Source organism: Collimonas arenae (assembly GCF_000786695.1).
In the GTDB taxonomy this organism is placed as follows: Bacteria; Pseudomonadota; Gammaproteobacteria; order Burkholderiales; family Burkholderiaceae_D; genus Collimonas; species Collimonas arenae_A.
In genome coordinates, this window is sequence record NZ_CP009962.1 from 3875637 (window position 1) to 3894214 (window position 18578).

Sequence of the window (18578 nt, forward strand, 5' to 3'; positions counted from 1 at the left end):
AATCCTGTTAATGGACGTATCACGTATCCGAGTACTTCGCGGCCCCAATCTGTGGAGTCGACATACCGCTATTGAAGCCATTGTGTCCTGCACCGAAGCCGAGCGCGCCATCGCAGGCATCGCCGGCTTCGAAGCCAAGCTGCGTGAGCGTTTCCCACAGATGGGTTTCCTGGAGGCGACCGGCAAGAACGGCGTGGTGTCGATGGCGCACGCCCTGGAAATCGCCGCGCTCGGCCTGCAATCGGAAGCGGGCTGCCCGGTCACCTTCAGCCGTACCGTGCCGACGCTGGATGCCGGCGTCTATCAGGTCATCGTCGAATACAGCGAAGAAGAAGTCGGCCAGCTGGCGTTTGAACTGGCGCAACAACTGTGCCTGGCGGCGTTGACTGACCAGCCTTTCGATCTGGCCGGCGCACTGGCGCGCCTGCAAGAACTGGATGAAGATATCCGCCTCGGACCAAGCACAGGCTCCATCGTCCATGCAGCGGTGACACGCGGCATCCCGTTCCGTCGCCTGACTGGCGGCAGCATGGTGCAATTCGGCTGGGGCAGCCGCCAGCGCCGTATCCAGGCTGCGGAAACCAACTACACCAGCGCGATCGCCGAATCCATCGCGCAAGACAAAGACCTGACCAAGAAACTGTTGAACGCCGCCGGCGTGCCGGTGCCGATGGGCCGCGTCGTCTCTACTGCGGAAGAAGCATGGGCCGCGGCGCAGGAAATCGCCAGCCCGGTAGTGCTCAAACCGCGCGATGGCAATCAAGGCAAAGGCGTCGCAGTCAACATCACTGCCCGCGAACAGGTCATTGCGGCGTTTGCCGTGGCCTCCAAAATTTGTTCGGAAGTGATCGTCGAGCGTTACCTGCCCGGCCATGATTTCCGCCTGCTGGTAGTCGGCAATCATCTGGTGGCCGCCGCCCGCCGCGATCCACCGCAAGTCATCGGCGACGGCGTGCATACCATCAGCCAACTGGTGAACCAGGTCAACAGCGATCCGCTGCGCGGCGAAGGCCACGCCACTTCGCTGACCAAGATCCGCTTCGATGCGATCGCCCTGGCGACGCTGGCAAAACAGAATTACTCCGCCGATTCGATTCCGCCGCAAGGCGTACGCGTGGTATTACGTAACAACGCCAACCTGAGCACCGGCGGCACCGCCACCGACGTCACCGAAGACGTACATCCTGAGATGGCCGCACGCGCCGTCGCTGCGGCTCAAATGGTCGGACTGGATATCTGCGGCGTGGATGTGGTCTGCAACAATGTCCACCAGCCGCTGGAAGAACAAGAAGGCGGCGTGGTCGAAGTCAACGCCGCACCCGGCCTGCGCATGCATATCAGCCCGTCCTACGGCAAAGGCCGTCCGGTCGGCGCCGCCATCATGTCCACCATGTTTGCCGAGGGTGACAACGGCCGCATTCCGCTGGTCGCGGTCGCCGGCACCAACGGCAAGACGACCACCGTGCGCCTGATCGCTCATCTGCTGGGCCGTAAAGGCCTGCGCGTCGGGATGACCAATTCCGATGGCGTTTACATCGAAAAACAACGCATCGACACCGGCGACTGCAGCGGCCCGCGCAGCGCCCGCAATGTCCTGATGCATCCGGATGTTGACGCAGCCGTATTTGAAACGGCACGCGGCGGCATCTTGCGCGAAGGCTTGGGTTTCGACCGCTGCGACGTCGCCGTGGTAACCAATATCGGCATGGGCGACCATCTCGGCCTGAGTTTTATCAGCACGGTCGAAGACCTGAGCGTCGTCAAACGCGTCATCGTTGAAAACGTCGCACCTGGCGGCCATGCCGTCTTGAACGCAGCCGACCCGATGGTCGCCAGCATGGCCAAGTCCTGCCCCGGCTCAGTCACCTTTTTCGCGCACGATTTTCATCATCCGTTGATGACCACGCATCGCGCACAAGGTCATCGTGTGGTGTACCAGGACGGTAACGCTATTGTCGCCGCCAAAGGCAAGCAAGAGCATCGGTTCCTCCTGCAAGAAATTCCGCTCACGCGCAATGGCACAATCGGCTTCCAGATTGAAAACGCCATGGCAGCGATCGCCGCCGCCTGGGCCTTGAACCTGGACTGGGATGTCATACACGCCGGTCTTGCCAGCTTTATCAACGATGCCGCCACTGCGCCCGGCCGTTTCAACGTCTTCGACTATCGCGGCGCCACCCTGATCGCCGACTACGGCCACAATCCGGATGCTATCCAGGCGCTGGTCAAGGCGATTGACAGCATGCCGGCCAAACGCCGCTCAGTAGTCATCAGCGGCGCCGGCGACCGCCGCGACATCGACATCCGTCACCAGACTGAAATTCTTGGCGATGCCTTCGACGAAGTAATCCTGTACCAGGACCAGTGCCAGCGCGGCCGTGCCGATGGCGAAGTGCTGGGCTTGTTGCGCGAGGGCTTGAAAAATGCCCGTCGCACCACCGCTACGGAAGAAATCAATGGCGAGTTTATCGCCATTGATACTGCGTTGTCGCATTTGTCGCCGGGAGATCTTTGCCTGATTCTGGTTGACCAGGTAGAAGAGGCGCTGGAACATATCGCCAAGCGCATAGCGGAAGTCTAAGCAGGTTTCGTAGGTCTCGAACGATTCTATCGGGAGAGACCTACGCGTTCACCGGTTTGTGTCCGGTCAAGGCAGCGCCGGCATTCAACGGCAAGCGCCGGGTTACCGGAATCGATGCCATCGAGAACAAACCGATGACAATGAAAGCCGGCCAGAAATCGCCGGCCACGATAGTCGAATGCCCCTGCAGGCGACTGGAGAAATGCACCGCCAGCCCGCCGATAGTCACTCCCAGCCCCAAGGAAATCTGCTGCACCACGCTGGCCAGGCTGGTAGCGCGGCTGACGTCGGCACTGTCCAGATCGGCATAGGCCATGGTGTTGAGGCAGGTAAATTGCATCGATGGAAAAAAGCCGCCCAGCAGGACCACTACCATCATCACCAGGTAAGGCGTGGTCGGCGTGAACAGGCCGTATGAGGCCAACGCCAGGCCCGCCAGCACCGCATTCCAGATCAACACGGAACGGAAGCCGTAGCGGCGCAGCACCGAAGTGCCGATTGCTTTCATGAAGATGGCGCCAAACGCCGAGGCGCAGGTAATGGTTCCCGCATGAAATGCATTCATGCCGAAACCGACCTGCAGCGCCAACGGCAGCAAAAATGGTACGGCCCCAAGACCGATACGAAACAGCGAGCCGCCCAGCACGCTGGCGCGGAACGTCGGTATGCGCAACAGGCGCAAATCGAGTAGCGGAAACGGTTCGCGCCGGGCGTGCTGCAGATACACATACAGAGTCAATCCGCCCAACACGCACATGGCGAATGCCCATTCAGACGCCAGCAACTCGCCGTCGATCATGGACAAGCCCAGCATCAGCAAGGTACTGCCGACCGCCGACAGCACGAAGCCCTTCATGTCGAGCGGCTGCACATCGTCAGAGCGGTAGTTCTCGATGTATTTGCTGGCGAGGTACATGCCGAGAATGCTGATCGGCACATTGATCAGGAAAATCCAGCGCCAATGGAAATAGGTAGTGATGAAGCCGCCCAGCGGAGGTCCGATCACAGGTCCCAGTTGCGACGGAATCGTCAGGTAGCTGATGGCCTTGACCAGCTCGGTACGCGGCACCGCGCGGAAAATCACAATGCGGCCAACCGGCACCATCATGGCGCCGCCTATCCCTTGCAAGAAACGCGCCGCGACAAATGCGGCCAGGGAACTGGAAACAGCGCACATCAGCGAGCCGCAAAGGAATACCAGGATCGCCGAGCGGAACACCGTGCGTGCGCCGAAACGGTCGGCAACCCAGCCGCTGATCGGAATAAACACGCCAAGACCGACCACATACGAGGTCAAAGCAAGTTTCAGGGTAAGCGGATCTTGTCCGAGGTCGCGCGCCAGCACTGGCAAGGAGGTAGCAATCACCGTCGCGTCCATGTTTTCCATGAACAGCGCACAAGCAACAATCAGCGGGATGAGGAGAGTACGTTGCACTGCCGATAACCGTAGGGTAAACAAAAAGACAGATGCAAGCAGCGTTGCATCTGTCTGGGGGTAGTTTACACCTAATTATGAAAACCGGCAGGAGCTTGCATCATTCATCGCCGGGTTAAGCCGGTTTGCGCTGGCCCGGGTCGTAATAAAACTGTTCTTCCACGATCTTGTCGCCGCGCCATACCTGGTAAGCGATTTCGTCTTGCTGGAAGCTGCGGCCGTCCGGCACCGTGATCTGAAACAGCCAGTTGATGGCGACCCTGTCGCCATCGATCAGGAACGACTTGGCTGCCAGCGTCCGAATTTCCTTGACACTGGAAAGCGCCTTTTCTTCACCCGCCACCAGCAGGCGGATACCTTTGCGCGGCGGTTCCTGGTTTTCCTGCATGGAGGCATCCTCGGTGTAAAACTTCTCGATCGCCTCGACGTACTCTCCTTGCACAACCAGTTTTATAAAACTTTCAACACGTTCTCGATTTGGCATGAAATGATCCTGTGATGGTGTGTGGTCTGAGAACTATACACACTTCAGAAAGGACCGTTTGATTGCCGCAATTTATCCGGCAAGCCGTCATGCGGACCTAGCGATTCTTGCGGCGCATCGCTCCAGTACTGTGCGCCGATGGATGCATTGCGCTCCGGGTGCAAAGGATAGATCACCTGGTTGTCGGCGCGGAAGCATTCACCCACCACCAGCAACCGAACGTCGCTCTCGGTATTGTTGATAAAGGTATGCGCCAGCCCGGTGCCGGTGGCGAAACCGACGCCGTCCCCCGGCGCCAGCCGGTGCAGATGGCCGTCCAGCCAGACGTCAGGCGTTCCTTCAATGACGTAGACGAATTCCTCTTCGGTTTTCTCCGCATGCGGCCATGAGGTACGGCGTCCGGGCTGCAGCAATTCATGATGAATCCCGAGCCGCCGCAGGCCGAAAGTTTTACCGAAAGGAGAGCCGATCGACATCAGCTCGGCGCTGTCCGGATAATGCGAATCGTCCGCACCGCGAATCTCTTGCCAGTTCTTTATACATTCCGGTCGTGTCATTTTCGTCTCCGCTTGTCTGGATCTGCTTGCCTAGGTCGGTTTTATTGGGAAAGCAGAATCCGGTACCCCACTGCAGTCTCAGTCAGCAAATGCTTGGGCTGGGCCGGATCGTCCTCAAGTTTCTGCCGCAAGTGCCCCATATAAATCCGCAAGTAGTGGCCGCTCTCGGAATGCGATGGTCCCCATACTTCTTTCAGCAATTGCGGGTTGGTCACCACCCTGCCCGCATTCGCTACCAGCACCGTCAACAAACGGTACTCGGTCGGCGTCAGGTGCACCTGCTGCTGCGCCTTGGTGACCAGCCTCGCCTGCAAGTCCAGCGTGACGTCGCCGAAGCGGATCAAGCCATCGTCGCCGGCCAGCGGCTGATGCTGGCGGCGCAAGGTGGCACGCACCCGCGCCAGCAGTTCGCCAACGCCGAACGGCTTGCTCAGGTAATCGTCGGCGCCGGCGTCCAACGCCTTGATCTTGTCGGCTTCGTTGACGCGTGCGGACAGCACGATGATAGGCACGCGCGACCATTTCCTCACGTCCGCGATGAAATCGATGCCGTCGCCATCCGGCAGGCCGAGATCGAGAATCACCAGGTTCGGCTTGCGGGTGCCGCAATCGATCAGGCCGCGCTGCATGGTTGGCGCTTCAAAAATCTGCCAGCCTTCATCTTCCAGGGCAGCACGTACAAAACGGCGGATCTGCGGCTCGTCTTCGACCAGCAGCGCGATTGGGGTCGGTTGCATTGTCATGCTTTCTCCATGTTGCCAGCGCTGCCGGCATGGTCACCGGTAGCATTTACTCTCAGATCATGCTCTTCCGGGTCGGGCATGCTGGGTGGCGTTCCAAGTGGAATGGTAAAAATGAATTCGGCGCCGCTGCCGGTACTGGCGGTGCCGCTACGGGCGCGGATGGTGCCGCCATGCGCTTCCACAATTGCGCGGCAGATCGCCAGCCCCAAACCGACGCCGGGCTTGGCGGATTCCCGCTCGCCGCGCGTAAACTTCTCGAATATGGCGTCTTCCATTCCGGCCGGCAGCCCAGGCCCATCATCGGTTACCGTGACTGACAGAAAGCGGCCGTTGACCAGCGCCGCCAGCACGATATACGAACCCTGAGGCGTGTACTTGGCGGCATTTTCCAGCAGGTTGCACAACACGCGTTCGATCAGTACCGCATCGAAGCGGATCAACGGCAACTCATGCGCCACCTTGATTTCTATCTTGTGTCCCAGCAGCGCAGAACCGCTGGCGCGCAGCGCGCTGCCGACCACTTCTTCAAACGGCTGCCATTGCAAATTCAGTTTGACCTCGCCGCTCTGGATACGCGCCATGTCCAGCAGATTGGTGACCAGCGCACTCATGCGCAACATCTCGCTATGCAATGCACTCGCCATCACCTGCTGGTTATCCTGTAACGGCGGTTTTGAGCGCACCAGCGATTCAGACAAGCCGATCAAAGCAGTCAGCGGCGTGCGCAGGTCGTGCGACAAGGCTGACAACAAGGAATTGCGCAAACGTTCGGACTCCATCCGCACGAGGGCGTCTTGCGCCACTTCGACATAGTGCACCCGCTCCAGCGCAATCGCGGTCAAGGTGGCGAAGGTATACAGTTGTTGCTGCTGTTCCGGGATCAGGATCCAGCGCCGATTGTGCGGCAGAATCGCCAGCACACCGCGAGTGCGCATCGGCGCCACCAGAGGCAGATACAGGTAATTGCTGGCCGGTAGCGTATCGGTGCCGATGCCGGCGCTGCTGGCGTTATCGAAGGCCCATTGGGCGATGCCCATGTCCAGCGTTGCCGCGACATTGGCGACATCTTCCGGCACTACCGGTGGCAACTGCAGGCGACCTGCATCGTCCGGGATCAACAGCAAGGTCTTGGCTTGGAAACTGCGCTGCAGGAATTGCCGGCTGATCTCGAATATCTGCTCTGTTTGCAAGACACCGGACAACGCCCTGGCGAATTCGAACAAGGCGCGCGAGCGCGCTTCACGGTTGGAGGCGATCCGAGCCTGATAGCGCAAGCCGGTGGTCAAATGGGTAATCGTCAAACCAACCGCCAGCATGACCCCGAAAGTCAGCAAATATTGAAAATCGCTGACCGCGAAAGAAAACCGCGGCGGCACGAAAAAAAAATCGAAAGAGGCGATGCTCAGCAGCGCCACGAAAATCGCCGGCCCGCGGCCAAAGCGGATGGCAATCAACACCTCCGCCAGCAGGTACAGCATGACGATGTTGGCAAGGTCGAAGAACGGCAAGATCGGCGTCGCCAGCAATGTCACCAGCACGCATACGCCGAACGCCCAACCGTAACCCCACCATTCGATCCGGCTTTGCTTGGGCAAGTAACGCGGCAAACTCTTCCCTGCCGCATCCTCTTCCTTGGGCCAGGTGCTTGGCGGCGGCACGCCGATTTCGATCAGGTCGATATCGTTGGCCTGGGCCGCGATACGACCGGCGTGATTCGGCTGCCAGAAAAACTGGCGCTGGCTGCGGCCGATGATGATCTTGGAAAAATTGTGGCTGCGCGCATAGCTGGCCATGACTTCTGCAACGTCGTTACCGGCCAGCACCGCCGTGGTCGCGCCCAGATCCTGCGCCAGCTTGAGCGTCTTCAGGATGCGTTCACGCTTGACCGAGGTGAGTCGCTGCAATTTCGGTGTCTCGACATAGATCGCATGCCATTCGGCATTCAGCTGGGTCGCCAGCCGCGCCGTGCTGCGGACCACATGTTCCGCGCTTGGAGAAGGGCCGATACAAGCCAGCAGCGCGGCATCGGTTTGCCACACCGCGCCGATCGATTTTTCTATACGGTAGGCCTGGACATCGCCCTGCAAGCGGTCTGCGGTGCGGCGCAAGGCCAGTTCGCGCAGCGCGATCAGGTTGCCTTTGCGGAAAAAATTACGGGAAGCACGCTCGGCTTGCGGCAGCTTGTACACCTTGCCGAGCTTCAGGCGATTAAGCAATTCATCGGCAGGCAAATCCACCAGCACCACTTCATCGGCCGCATCGAAGACCGTATCCGGCAAGGTTTCCGCAACCCGGATACCGGTGATGCCGCCCACCACATCGTTCAGGCTTTCCAGATGCTGGACATTCAGCGTGGTGAAGACATCGATGCCGGCATTCAGCAATTCTTCGACGTCTTGCCAGCGTTTCGGATGACGCGAGCCCGAAGCATTCGAATGCGCCAGTTCGTCCACCAATATCAGCGACGGCTTGCGCTGCAATGCGGCGTCCAGGTCAAACTCAGACAATTGCTTGTCGCGATAGGCGATCTGCTTCAGTGGCAGTAGTTCCAGGCCGTTCAGCATGGCCGCAGTCTCTGCCCGGCCGTGACTCTCGATCACACCGGCCAGCACCTCGCGCCCTTCGCTATGCAATTTATGCGCGGCGCCGAGCATGGCGTATGTCTTGCCCACGCCGGCCGATGCGCCGAAATAGATGCGCAGCTTGCCGCGCCCGGCCAGGCTCTCCTGCTCCTGCAACTGGGCTAGCAGAGCATCCGGATCAGGGCGCAAGTCGCCGTTTGAATTGGGTGAAGACATGGGTGTATTTTGAGTGCTGGTTAAGGCTGGGATAGAAATTACCTATATTTATATATTGTCCATGAAAAACACGAACAGCACGAAAAAATCACCAATGTGCTTTTCCGCGCTGTGCGTGTATTTCATGCTTTTAATGGCTCGTTTTGTAAACAAATAAGCAATTCCATCAAGCGCGATTTCCTAGAAGGTCTTGGTTGCAGATATCACCAGCGCGGTTTTGCCCAGGTTTTTACTGTCAGGCGACGGTCCGACATAGTTTTTGGTGTCGGTGCCGATCACCGCAACGCTGCCGGACAGGAAGCCGAAATCCTTGGTCAAACCGACTTTCCAGTCGTTATAGCTCAAAGCTGAATTGTTTTTGACGGTCTGGTGACCGGCGTGCAGGTTGACGGTATAGCCGTTGGTCACATCGATATTGGCGCCGATATCCAGGTAGCCGCTGCTCTTGCTGTTGGCGGCGCCGAACAGGTTGGTCACCGATTGCGAGTACTTGATGTAGGCAGGACCGTAGCCGAGCTGGCCATAGAGTTCCGTGGTGTCTACATTCGGATGCAGATCGTTCGATGGATATACGTAGGTCAGCACGCCAAAATCGTAGCTCAGGTCTTGCGTGAAATTACCTTTTTTACCGGCATAGATGTCCCACTCGATATTGCCGTCGCCGCCGCTGTCCTTGACCCATTTCAACGTCGACAACCAGGTGCCGACATAGATGCCGGTTGGATTGTTGCTATAGTCGGCGCCGCCTTGCAATGCCGGTTTCAAACGCGTTTGGGAAATGCCGCGGAAACGATAGTCGGACACCAGGCTGGCATTGAAAGTCAGCGAGTTGTCAGGCGTTGGGGTAGCCGCCGGAGCAGCAGCGTCCGCGGTAATAGCGTCTTCAGCCTGCGAGCAATTCGCAGCCAAAGCGGTAACGCCGATAACAGTCATCAGGCCAGCAAAATAGATAATTTTCTTCATGAAATTTCCAAGTAAAACAAAGGTGTGTTGCAGTTATGTATTTCAAATCGGAGAGATACAGGCGTGGCAAAGCTGACCGTACGTTGTACGGTCAGTCCTGCCAGCAGATAACGCTCTAAGATGAAATGGTGGAAAACTTAGTTTGCAGCTGGATGTTGCCGGTCCAGTGCAAGATTCAATGCCAAGACATTGACACGCGGCTCACCCAGGAAGCCCAGGCTAGGCATCTTTTGCAAGCTGGTGATCAGGCTATGCACGGTATCGACGTCGAGCTTGCGCTCACGTGCGACCCGTCCGGCCTGGTAATTGGCGGCGGCCAGGCTGATTTCAGGGTCAAGACCACTACCTGAGGCCGTCACCAGATCCACCGGGATCGGCAGCGTGTTGGTCGGATCGGCTGCTTTGAGGGCGTCGATCCGGCCCTTGACGGCATCAAGCAGCGCCGGATTGCTCGGACCGAAATTCGAGCCGCCGGAAGCCTGGGAATTGTACGGCTGCGGGCTGGTCGCCGACAAGCGGCCCCAGAAGTAGTTAGGCGCGGAGAACTCCTGGCCAATCAGGCGCGAGCCGATCAAAGTGCCGTTGTACATGATCAGGCTGCCGGCGGCCTGGTCAGGAAACGCCACCTTGCCGATGCCGGTGACGGCCAGCGGGTAGATCACGCCACAAAGGACGGTCAGTCCGACGAACAGCACCAGCGCCGGACGCAGTATGCCGCCCTGCACAGTTGCTTTCGAATTGACCGCCAGTTTTGCCGGCGGCAGTGTTGCCGAGGTTGTCGATTTTGTTGATGACAATGCGGTTTTCATTTTCAATACTCCCAATTACACCAGATGCATGACCGACAGAATCATGTCGATCAGTTTGATACCGATAAAGGGCAAGATGATGCCGCCCAGGCCGTAGATCAGCAGGTTGCGACGCAACAGCGAAGCAGCGCCGACGGCACGGTAACGCACGCCCTTCAATGCCAGCGGGATCAATACAACAATAATCAGCGCGTTAAAAATAACCGCGGACATGATCGCTGACGACGGGCTGGCGAGTTTCATCACATTCAAGGCCGCCAGTTGCGGATAGGTCGTGATGAAGGCGGCCGGGATAATCGCGAAATACTTGGCGATATCGTTGGCGATCGAGAAAGTCGACAAGGCGCCGCGGGTCATCAGCATCTGCTTGCCGATTTCGACGATCTCCAGCAGCTTGGTCGGATTGGAATCCAGGTCGACCATGTTGCCGGCTTCCTTCGCCGCCTGCGTGCCGCTGTTCATGGCAACGGCCACGTCGGCTTGCGCCAGCGCCGGTGCATCGTTGGTGCCGTCTCCGGTCATCGCCACCAACCGGCCTTCGGACTGATAGCTGCGAATCAGTTTCAGCTTGTCTTCCGGCGTCGCTTCGGCCAGGAAGTCGTCGACCCCGGCTTCGGCTGCAATCGAGGCGGCAGTCAGGCGATTATCGCCAGTGATCATGACGGTCTTGATACCCATCCGGCGCAGCTCGGCGAAACGCTCCTTGATGCCACCCTTGACGATATCCTTCAGCTCGACCACACCCATCACCACGCCATCGTCCACCACCACCAGCGGCGTGCTGCCGCGGCGAGCGACGTCGTCGACGTTATGCGCAACTTCCACCGGGAACGGCTGGCCGAGTTCGGTCATGTAGTTCTTCAAGGCTTCAGACGAACCCTTGCGGATTGCACGGATTTTTCCAGCGTCGCCGATATCGATACCGCTCATCCGCGTTTGCGCTGTGAACGGCACGAAACTGGCGTGCAAGGAAGTCATCTCGCGTTCACGGATATTGAAGCGCTGTTTGGCCAGCACCACGATACTGCGGCCTTCCGGCGTTTCGTCAGCCAGCGACGCCAACTGGGCGACATCGGCCAGTTGCTGCTCGGTGATGCCAGGCGCTGGGATGAATGCCGATGCTTGGCGGTTACCCAGCGTGATGGTGCCGGTCTTGTCCAGCAACAACACGTCGACGTCGCCGGCAGCTTCCACTGCACGGCCGGAAGTAGCGATTACGTTGGCTTGCATCATGCGGCTCATGCCGGCCACACCGATGGCGGATAACAAAGCGCCGATGGTGGTTGGAATCAGACACACCAGCAAAGCCACCAATACGGTGATGGTGATCGGCGTCCCGAACTTGGCGGCAGTCACGCTGAACAAGGAGAATGGCAGCAAGGTGACCGTCACAAGCAGGAACACGATGGTCAGCGCCACCAGCAAGATGGTCAAGGCGATTTCGTTAGGCGTCTTTTGGCGCTTGGCGCTTTCCACCATCGAAATCATGCGGTCCAGGAACGCTTCACCCGGATTGACGGTAACCCGCACCACCAGCCAGTCGGACAAGATCCGGGTACCGCCGGTCACAGCGGAAAAATCGCCGCCAGATTCACGGATCACGGGCGCAGATTCGCCGGTAATCGCGCTTTCGTCGACCGAGGCTACACCCTCGATGACTTCACCGTCGACCGGGATCACGTCGCCGGCTTCCACCAGCACCACGTCGCCCTTGCGCAGGTTGCTGGCAGGCGTGGCCGACCAGTTGCTCGTCGCGCCCCTGGACTTGCTGCCGGCTTCCAGCTTTTTAGCTGAAACGGTTTGCTTCAGTGCGCGCAGCGATTCAGCTTGCGCCTTGCTGCGGCCTTCTGCCAGCGCTTCGGCGAAATTGGCGAACAGGACCGTGAACCAGAGCCAGACCGAGATCGCCAGGATGAAGCCGGCACTGGCCTCGCCCTTGCCTACCAAGGCTTGGAAATACAATAGCGTGGTCAGGATACTGCCGACATAAACCACGAACATGACCGGGTTGCGCAATTGCGTTTGCGGCGCCAGTTTTTTGAACGATGCGACGATGGCCGGGCCCATCAGCGCGGAATCGAAGAGCGTCAGATTGGTGCGAGACATGATGTTCTTTCTTCTTAATTGGTTGGGAACAGAGTCGCCCGGATAGGGTAATTCGTCGCGCTGCGGCGCCTCATAAAGCCACGCCGGCCGCCTCTGTCCCGCAATGATTTTATTTTGCAAACATTTGCAGATGCTCAACCACCGGACCAAGCGCTAAGGCCGGAACATAGTTCAACACGCCCACCAGCACCACCACACCGATCAGCAGCACAATGAACAGCGGACCATGGGTCGGCATCGTGCCGGAGTTCGGCTCGAGCCGCTTCTTGGCAGCGAACGAACCGGCCATTGCCAGGATCGTGACGATGATGATGAAACGTCCGAACCACATCGCTATCGCCAGCATCACGTTATAGAACGGTGTGTTGGCTGACAGGCCGCCGAAGGCGCTGCCGTTGTTGTTGGCGGCCGACGAGAAGGCGTACAGGATTTCACTGAAGCCATGCGCACCAGGATTCAAGATACCGGCCACGCCGGCAGTCGCCATGACCGCAATTGCGGTGCCGCCCAACACCAGGATCGGCGTCGCCAGGATGGCAATCGACGTCATTTTCATTTCAAACGACTGGATCTTCTTGCCCAGGTATTCCGGGGTACGGCCAATCATCAGGCCGGCAATAAACACCGCCATGATGGCGAACACCAGCATGCCGTACAGGCCGGAGCCGACGCCGCCGAACACTACTTCGCCCATCTGGATCAGGGCCATAGGCACCAGGCCGCCGAGTGCGGTGAACGAATCGTGCATGGCGTTCACTGCACCGCAAGAGGCCGCTGTCGTTACCGCGGCAAACAGAGCTGAAGCGCTGATGCCGAAACGGCTTTCCTTGCCTTCCATGTTGCCGCCGGACTGCAGCAAGCTATGCGCCTGGTCGATCCCCATCGCGGTCATGCCGGGGTGCGATTGCTGCTCGGCATACATCACTACCGAAGTCATGACGACGAAGATGAGCGTCATTGCCGCCAGCACCGCCCAGCCCTGGCGGATATCACCCACCATGAAGCCGAAGGTGAAGCACAGCGCGGCAGGGATCAGGAAAATCGCCAGCATTTGCATGAAATTCGACAACGGCGTCGGATTTTCATAGGGGTGGGCTGAATTGGCGTTGAAGAAGCCGCCACCGTTGGTGCCGATCATCTTGATCGCTTCCTGCGATGCCACCGGACCCATAGGCAAGGTCTGCACCTTGGTGTTCATGGTTTCCAGCACCGGCTTGCCGGCTGCATCGTTGACCGGTTGACCGTCGGCGCCGACTTTCGGTTGCTGATAGGTCAAGGGCTGGACGATGGTTGCATCTTTGTAGGAATCGAAATTCTGGATCACGCCCTGGCTGATCAGGAACACCGAGAAAATCACTGCCAGCGGCAGCAATATGTATACGGTAGAACGCGTAATGTCGGTCCAGAAATTACCGATCGACTGTGTCGAGTGACGCGAGAAGCCGCGGATCAAGGCAAAGGCAACCGCGATACCGGTAGCGGCAGAGAAGAAGTTCTGCACTGCCAGCACCAGCATCTGGGTCAGGTAGCTCATCGCGCTTTCGCCCGAATAACCTTGCCAGTTGGTGTTACTGATAAAACTGACAGCTGTGTTGAAGGCTGAGTCAGGGCTAAGATTAGCAAAGTGCTGCGGGTTCAGCGGCAGCCAAAGCTGAAAGCGCTGCAAGCCATAAGTCGCCAGTGCGCCGATAGTATTGAATATCAGCAGCGCCAACGCATAAGTCTTCCAGTTCATTTCCGACTTGGCGCGGATGCCGGCGCAACGGTACAGCCATTGTTCGATCCGGCTAAAAATTGTACTAAGCCAGCCGAAACCGGTGACCGGAGCGTGATCGGAGGAGCCTGCGGCGACCTGCACGATATACTTCCCCAGCGGGTAGCTCAATACCAGCAGCACCCCCAGGAAAGCAATCAACAACATGATGGATTGGGAGGTCATGTCAGAATTCCTCCGCTTTGATCAGCGCCACGACCAAATACACCAGCAGCGCGACGGTGACTACCGCGCCGAGTACATAAAACGGGTTCATTGACCATCCTCCAGCTTTTTGCAGCCCACAGCCAGCGCCCAGGTGACGACAAACATCGCCACGATCGCGCCGACATACATTCCATCCATTACCAGGTCCATCATTACCCTCATTACAGGTTAGTTTCGGTAGTGACAGGCTATAGAAAAGTTTCTAAAAATGTCGTAAAGAGACGGGACGTGGGTGTAAACAAAGTGTAAAAAAGCCGTAAAAATCCTGATGGAATCTCATTCACGCGCGCCGCAAATTCATTTCATGCTTTTTTTGCCACGTCCATCTCAAATTTTCCTGGCAAACGCGGTACACTTTCAGCCTCGGCAGCTATCGCAAAAACTCCCATATGCACTACGCCCTAGACCTGCGCACCTTTATATTCAGTCATTATTTTTATACGGGCTTGCGTATCGCCACCGGGGTGGTGGGGCTGACTTTGCTGGTGCTGCAGTTCAGCGACTTGCCGACAGCGATGACCGTCTGTATCGGCGCCTTGTCGACCAGCTTGATGGATTTGCCAAGCACCCTGCGCCATAAATTCAACGAGATGCTGTCCAGCGTACTGCTGGGTACCGTGGTGACGCTGATCATCAGCCTGTGCGCCCCCTTCCACTGGCTGTTGAGCGTCATGCTGGTGATCGTCACTTTTCTCGCCTGCATGATGGTGGTGTATGGCAAAAAAGCCATGCCTTTGCAGTTTTCCGCCTTGTTCGTGATGACCCTGGCCATGGAAAACACAACCAATGTGGAACAATCCTTCTTCCACGCCGGCCAGTTCCTCGCCGGCGGCCTGGCCTACCTGGCGTATTCGATGGCAGTGTCATGGTTCCTGCGCAGCCGCATCAAGCAGCAGGTGCTGGCCGAAGCCCTGTTCGAGCTGGCGCGCTATATCAACATCAAGGCTGATTTCTACGACATGCATGTCGACCTCAACAGCCAGTTCAACACCTTGGTGCGCCAGCAGATCGTACTGGCGGAGAAACAGCAGGCATCGCGCGACCTGATCCTGCGCGATCCGCGCAACCAGCAAGATGCGATTCTGGTGCAAGTCCACTTCGGCATGTTCGACCTGTATGAACACATCCTGTCGACCCATACCGATTACGCCATCCTGCGCCAGCACCTGGCCGACGCTGAAGTCCTGACCTACCTCCGCGACCTGGTCAACAAGGCCGCCAAGGATATCGAATCGATCGCCTACGCCGTTACACGCAAGCGCGCCTCCTTCGCCAGCGTCAGCTACAAGGCCGAAATGCGTTCGATCGACGCCGAATTGCAGCAGTTGCAGCAAGATTGCCTGGCAGGCAAGGTGTCGGAAGAGGCGCTGGATATCCTGCGCGCCGCCTACGGCAAGATTGTCGATGCGATCGACATGATCCAGCAATTGCATCACGCGACCCAAAGCGTGCAGGGACCGTTGCCGGTATTGCTGGGCAAGGACATGACGCCGTTCCTGACTCAGCAAAAATACCAGCTGGGCGTGCTGGTAGCCAACCTGCGCTGGCATTCGCCGACTTTCCGCTTTGCAGTGCGGGCGGCGCTGGCGATTTCCTGCGGGCTACTGGCGGCCGACGCCCTGCCCTATGCCGGCCATGGCTACTGGATCGTGCTGACGATCGCCATCATCCTCAAACCCAGTTTCAGCCAGACCAAGCAACGCCGCAGCGATCGCCTGATCGGCACCCTGATCGGCTGCGTGGCGACCGCGCTGATCCTGCGTTTCGTACATGAACCGGTAGCCTTGCTCGGGATACTATTCATGGCCACCGTGGCGGCGCCGGCTTTCATCTATGTCAAATACCGCTACACTGCGATTGCCGCCAGCATGCAGATCCTGCTGCAAATCAACCTGGTCATTCCCAGCAGTAGCCAGGTCATCGGCGAGCGGCTGATCGATACGCTGATCGGCGCGGTGATCGCTACCGCCTTCAGTTTCGTGCTGCCGAGCTGGGAATACCGGACGCTGCCACAGCTGATCAAGAACGTCCTGAAAAGCAACCAGCGCTTTCTCGACGCCAGCAACAAGCTAATGCAAGGCAAGGCGCTGGATGACTTTATCTACCGCCTTAGCCGCAAGCGCTTCCTGGACAGCATGTCGGAACTGGTATCGACACTGGTGCGCATGCTCGACGAGCCAGTCAGCAAGCATCGCGCCGTGGAAAACCTGAACCAGTTCATCGTCCAGAATTACCTGGTCATGGCGCACGTCGCCGCGCTACGCATGCTGCTGCGACGCAACGCCGAAGGCATGCCGCAGGCTGCGGTAAATCTGGAGCTCGACGCCGCCACCACACATGTCTGCAAGACGCTGGGACTGGCGGAACTTGTGCTCGATCCGGCTGCGCCGGTGCCTGCGCCCGACGCGCCGGCAGCCTCGCCGTCCGCTCCAGTTCAACAGGAAGGCGACATCCAGGCAAAACCGGAGAACTGGCCAGCCTGGCATCCGCTGCAACAGCGGGTGGAATTGCTGTATGAGGATAGTGAAAAGATTGCCGTCAACAGCGCCGCGATCGGACGCATTCTGGCGGCATGAAGCTCCCGGCACAAATAAAAAAAGGATTTTTCTCGACATAAAAGCAAATTGTTTTCCCTTGCCAAGAACAGTGAAACACTGGCGCTTGTAGTTTCCATATAGTACTATTTCTACGTGGAAACGCATGTGCGGGTTTTACAATCACGGAAAGGGTAATAATGAACGCCACTATTTTAAAACTCGCAGCTTTATCTGCCCTGCTGTCAGCTTCATCCTTCGCCATGGCTGGCGCCAACAGCGGCATCATTCATTTCACCGGAAGTATCGTCGAACCCCCTTGCAGCACTGGCAACTTCGATGGCGGCAAGGTCGGCATCCATTGTCCCTCCCGCAGCGCCTTCGATGTCGCATTCCAGCGTGTAGGTCCTAACGCCAGCGCAGCCAACACAACGATTACCTTGACGCGCGATGGCAAAACGCTGGACGTCAAGGAAGCCGCCGCCTACCGCATGGCGCTTCAGGGCGATGTGCAATTGGGCTTGCTTGCCAAAAAGCCGGCCGCAGGCGCCGAGCTCAGCCCGGTCATCATGACTATCAGCTATCTGTAGGCCCCGGACGGGTGGCGGCGGGCTATCCCGGCACGCCACCAAACCGGGCTTCCGGCAAACCGCGCACGTCCGCCAGTTGATGGCGGAACACCCCGCCCGCAGCGGGTTCGGCCAGCAAGGCGGCGGCCGACATCGATTCGCGGGCGCTGGTCACATATAAAATATCCAGGTTATCGCCGCCGAAAGCAACGCAGCTAGGTTGCGCCACCGGCACATCGACCATGCGCTCAATGCTGCCGTCGGGTGCGAAACGCACTACCCGGTGACCGCCCCATTGTGCATTCCATAGATAACCATCGCTATCGATGGCCGAACCGTCAGGCTCGCCAGGCTGCGCCGACAAATCGGCAAACAGACGCGGCTTGCTAACCGCGCCGGCGGCGCTATCGTAGTCGCAGCAGTGGATCTTCTTGCTCAGCGAATCGCAGTAATACATGACGCGGCCGTCGGGACTGAAGCAAATGCTGTTGCTGATAGCTACCGGCGGCAGCGCGAGCCGTTCCAACGTCAAATCCTGATTGAGGCGATAGAACCCGGCGCAGGCGGCCATGTCGGCAGCGTCATTCTTGGTGCCGAAGACAAAACGGCCGGCGCGGTCGCAACGGCCATCATTGACCCGGGTATGCGGCAGCTCTGCTTCAACCGCGCAAATCGGCGTGACAACGTTACTGGAAAAATTGAACCAGGCAAGTTGCGACGCCAGCCCCAGTAACAACCGGTCGTCGTCATTGGTCAGCGCAAAAGTCGCCAGCCGTTCCGGCATCGGCCAGCTCTGCGTGACAGAGGTGGCGGGATGATGCCGCCACAAGGTGGCGCCGATAATGTCCGTCCACAGCAAGCATTGCGTGCGCTGGCACCAGAGCACGCCCTCCCCCAACTGATGTTTGCCGTCGAATACCAGGCTTGCGGTAGCGGTTGCAATGGTCATTACACATCCTCGAAAAAAATAATAACGAGGCCTTCCGGCCTCGTTATTGTATTGCTTGTCAGTTTAAAG

Annotated in this window: 14 protein-coding genes; 3 read left to right on the forward strand and 11 right to left on the reverse strand. The window is 58.4% G+C overall.

Annotated elements, in window-relative coordinates; genetic code table 11:
* Window positions 1-10 precede the first annotated feature (10 nt).
* Window positions 11-2581 carry a cyanophycin synthetase gene (gene cphA, locus LT85_RS16995; RefSeq protein ID WP_038491084.1) on the forward strand — a complete coding sequence of 857 codons (2571 nt, stop codon included), beginning with the start codon at window positions 11-13 and terminating at the stop codon, window positions 2579-2581.
* 40 nt (window positions 2582-2621) lie between these two features.
* Here the strand turns inward: cphA and LT85_RS17000 are convergent, their stop codons facing one another.
* From LT85_RS17000 to kdpF, 10 genes are all read right to left on the reverse strand, one after another.
* On the reverse strand, window positions 2622-4016 hold the full coding sequence (locus LT85_RS17000; protein ID WP_172656996.1) for an MFS transporter: 1395 nt from the start codon (window positions 4014-4016) through the stop codon (window positions 2622-2624).
* A gap of 115 nt (window positions 4017-4131) precedes the next feature.
* Entirely contained in the window at window positions 4132-4500 is a 369-nt protein-coding gene (locus LT85_RS17005) for a nuclear transport factor 2 family protein (RefSeq protein WP_038491089.1), read from the reverse strand.
* A 44-nt stretch (window positions 4501-4544) separates the two neighbouring features.
* Window positions 4545-5057 (reverse strand): cupin domain-containing protein, encoded by a 513-nt coding sequence (locus tag LT85_RS17010; protein WP_038491092.1) that lies wholly within the window; start codon window positions 5055-5057, stop codon window positions 4545-4547.
* Between the two features lie 41 nt (window positions 5058-5098).
* Complete coding sequence (kdpE, locus tag LT85_RS17015; RefSeq protein WP_038496609.1) at window positions 5099-5794, reverse strand: two-component system response regulator KdpE; 696 nt, start codon at window positions 5792-5794, stop codon at window positions 5099-5101.
* 2 nt (window positions 5795-5796) lie between these two features.
* On the reverse strand, window positions 5797-8598 hold the full coding sequence (gene kdpD, locus LT85_RS17020; RefSeq protein WP_038491094.1) for a two-component system sensor histidine kinase KdpD: 2802 nt from the start codon (window positions 8596-8598) through the stop codon (window positions 5797-5799).
* A 180-nt stretch (window positions 8599-8778) separates the two neighbouring features.
* The gene (locus LT85_RS17025) at window positions 8779-9561 is read right to left on the reverse strand and encodes a TorF family putative porin (protein ID WP_038491097.1); all 783 of its coding nucleotides are present in this window, start codon (window positions 9559-9561) and stop codon (window positions 8779-8781) included.
* 137 nt (window positions 9562-9698) lie between these two features.
* Entirely contained in the window at window positions 9699-10370 is a 672-nt protein-coding gene (kdpC, locus tag LT85_RS17030; protein WP_081992477.1) for a potassium-transporting ATPase subunit KdpC, read from the reverse strand.
* 15 nt (window positions 10371-10385) lie between these two features.
* A complete protein-coding gene (gene kdpB / locus LT85_RS17035; protein ID WP_038491100.1) occupies window positions 10386-12476 on the reverse strand; it encodes a potassium-transporting ATPase subunit KdpB in 2091 nt (696 codons plus the stop codon).
* Between the two features lie 109 nt (window positions 12477-12585).
* A complete protein-coding gene (gene kdpA, locus LT85_RS17040; RefSeq protein WP_038491103.1) occupies window positions 12586-14415 on the reverse strand; it encodes a potassium-transporting ATPase subunit KdpA in 1830 nt (609 codons plus the stop codon).
* Window position 14416: 1 nt separating this feature from the next.
* On the reverse strand, window positions 14417-14506 hold the full coding sequence (gene kdpF, locus LT85_RS17045) for a K(+)-transporting ATPase subunit F (RefSeq protein WP_038491105.1): 90 nt from the start codon (window positions 14504-14506) through the stop codon (window positions 14417-14419).
* A 340-nt stretch (window positions 14507-14846) separates the two neighbouring features.
* Here kdpF and LT85_RS17050 point away from each other — a divergent pair, with 340 nt between their 5' ends.
* Window positions 14847-17033 (forward strand): FUSC family membrane protein, encoded by a 2187-nt coding sequence (locus LT85_RS17050; protein ID WP_038491109.1) that lies wholly within the window; start codon window positions 14847-14849, stop codon window positions 17031-17033.
* Between the two features lie 158 nt (window positions 17034-17191).
* Complete coding sequence (locus LT85_RS25525; RefSeq protein WP_052135276.1) at window positions 17192-17581, forward strand: hypothetical protein; 390 nt, start codon at window positions 17192-17194, stop codon at window positions 17579-17581.
* Window positions 17582-17603: 22 nt separating this feature from the next.
* Here the strand turns inward: LT85_RS25525 and LT85_RS17060 are convergent, their stop codons facing one another.
* A complete protein-coding gene (locus tag LT85_RS17060) occupies window positions 17604-18509 on the reverse strand; it encodes an SMP-30/gluconolactonase/LRE family protein (protein ID WP_038491112.1) in 906 nt (301 codons plus the stop codon).
* Between the last annotated feature and the right edge of the window lie 69 nt (window positions 18510-18578).

Excerpts from the sequence above, each read along its gene's own strand:
- cphA (WP_038491084.1), top strand. The coding sequence starts at position 11 with ATGGACGTATCACGTATCCGAGTACTTCGCGGCCCCAATCTGTGGAGT.
- LT85_RS17005 (WP_038491089.1), bottom strand. The coding sequence starts at position 4,500 with ATGCCAAATCGAGAACGTGTTGAAAGTTTTATAAAACTGGTTGTGCAA.
- LT85_RS17010 (WP_038491092.1), bottom strand. The coding sequence starts at position 5,057 with ATGACACGACCGGAATGTATAAAGAACTGGCAAGAGATTCGCGGTGCG.
- kdpE (WP_038496609.1), bottom strand. The coding sequence starts at position 5,794 with ATGCAACCGACCCCAATCGCGCTGCTGGTCGAAGACGAGCCGCAGATC.
- kdpD (WP_038491094.1), bottom strand. The coding sequence starts at position 8,598 with ATGTCTTCACCCAATTCAAACGGCGACTTGCGCCCTGATCCGGATGCT.
- LT85_RS17025 (WP_038491097.1), bottom strand. The coding sequence starts at position 9,561 with ATGAAGAAAATTATCTATTTTGCTGGCCTGATGACTGTTATCGGCGTT.
- kdpC (WP_081992477.1), bottom strand. The coding sequence starts at position 10,370 with ATGAAAACCGCATTGTCATCAACAAAATCGACAACCTCGGCAACACTG.
- kdpB (WP_038491100.1), bottom strand. The coding sequence starts at position 12,476 with ATGTCTCGCACCAATCTGACGCTCTTCGATTCCGCGCTGATGGGCCCG.
- kdpA (WP_038491103.1), bottom strand. The coding sequence starts at position 14,415 with ATGACCTCCCAATCCATCATGTTGTTGATTGCTTTCCTGGGGGTGCTG.
- kdpF (WP_038491105.1), bottom strand. The coding sequence starts at position 14,506 with ATGAACCCGTTTTATGTACTCGGCGCGGTAGTCACCGTCGCGCTGCTG.
- LT85_RS17050 (WP_038491109.1), top strand. The coding sequence starts at position 14,847 with ATGCACTACGCCCTAGACCTGCGCACCTTTATATTCAGTCATTATTTT.
- LT85_RS25525 (WP_052135276.1), top strand. The coding sequence starts at position 17,192 with ATGAACGCCACTATTTTAAAACTCGCAGCTTTATCTGCCCTGCTGTCA.
- LT85_RS17060 (WP_038491112.1), bottom strand. The coding sequence starts at position 18,509 with ATGACCATTGCAACCGCTACCGCAAGCCTGGTATTCGACGGCAAACAT.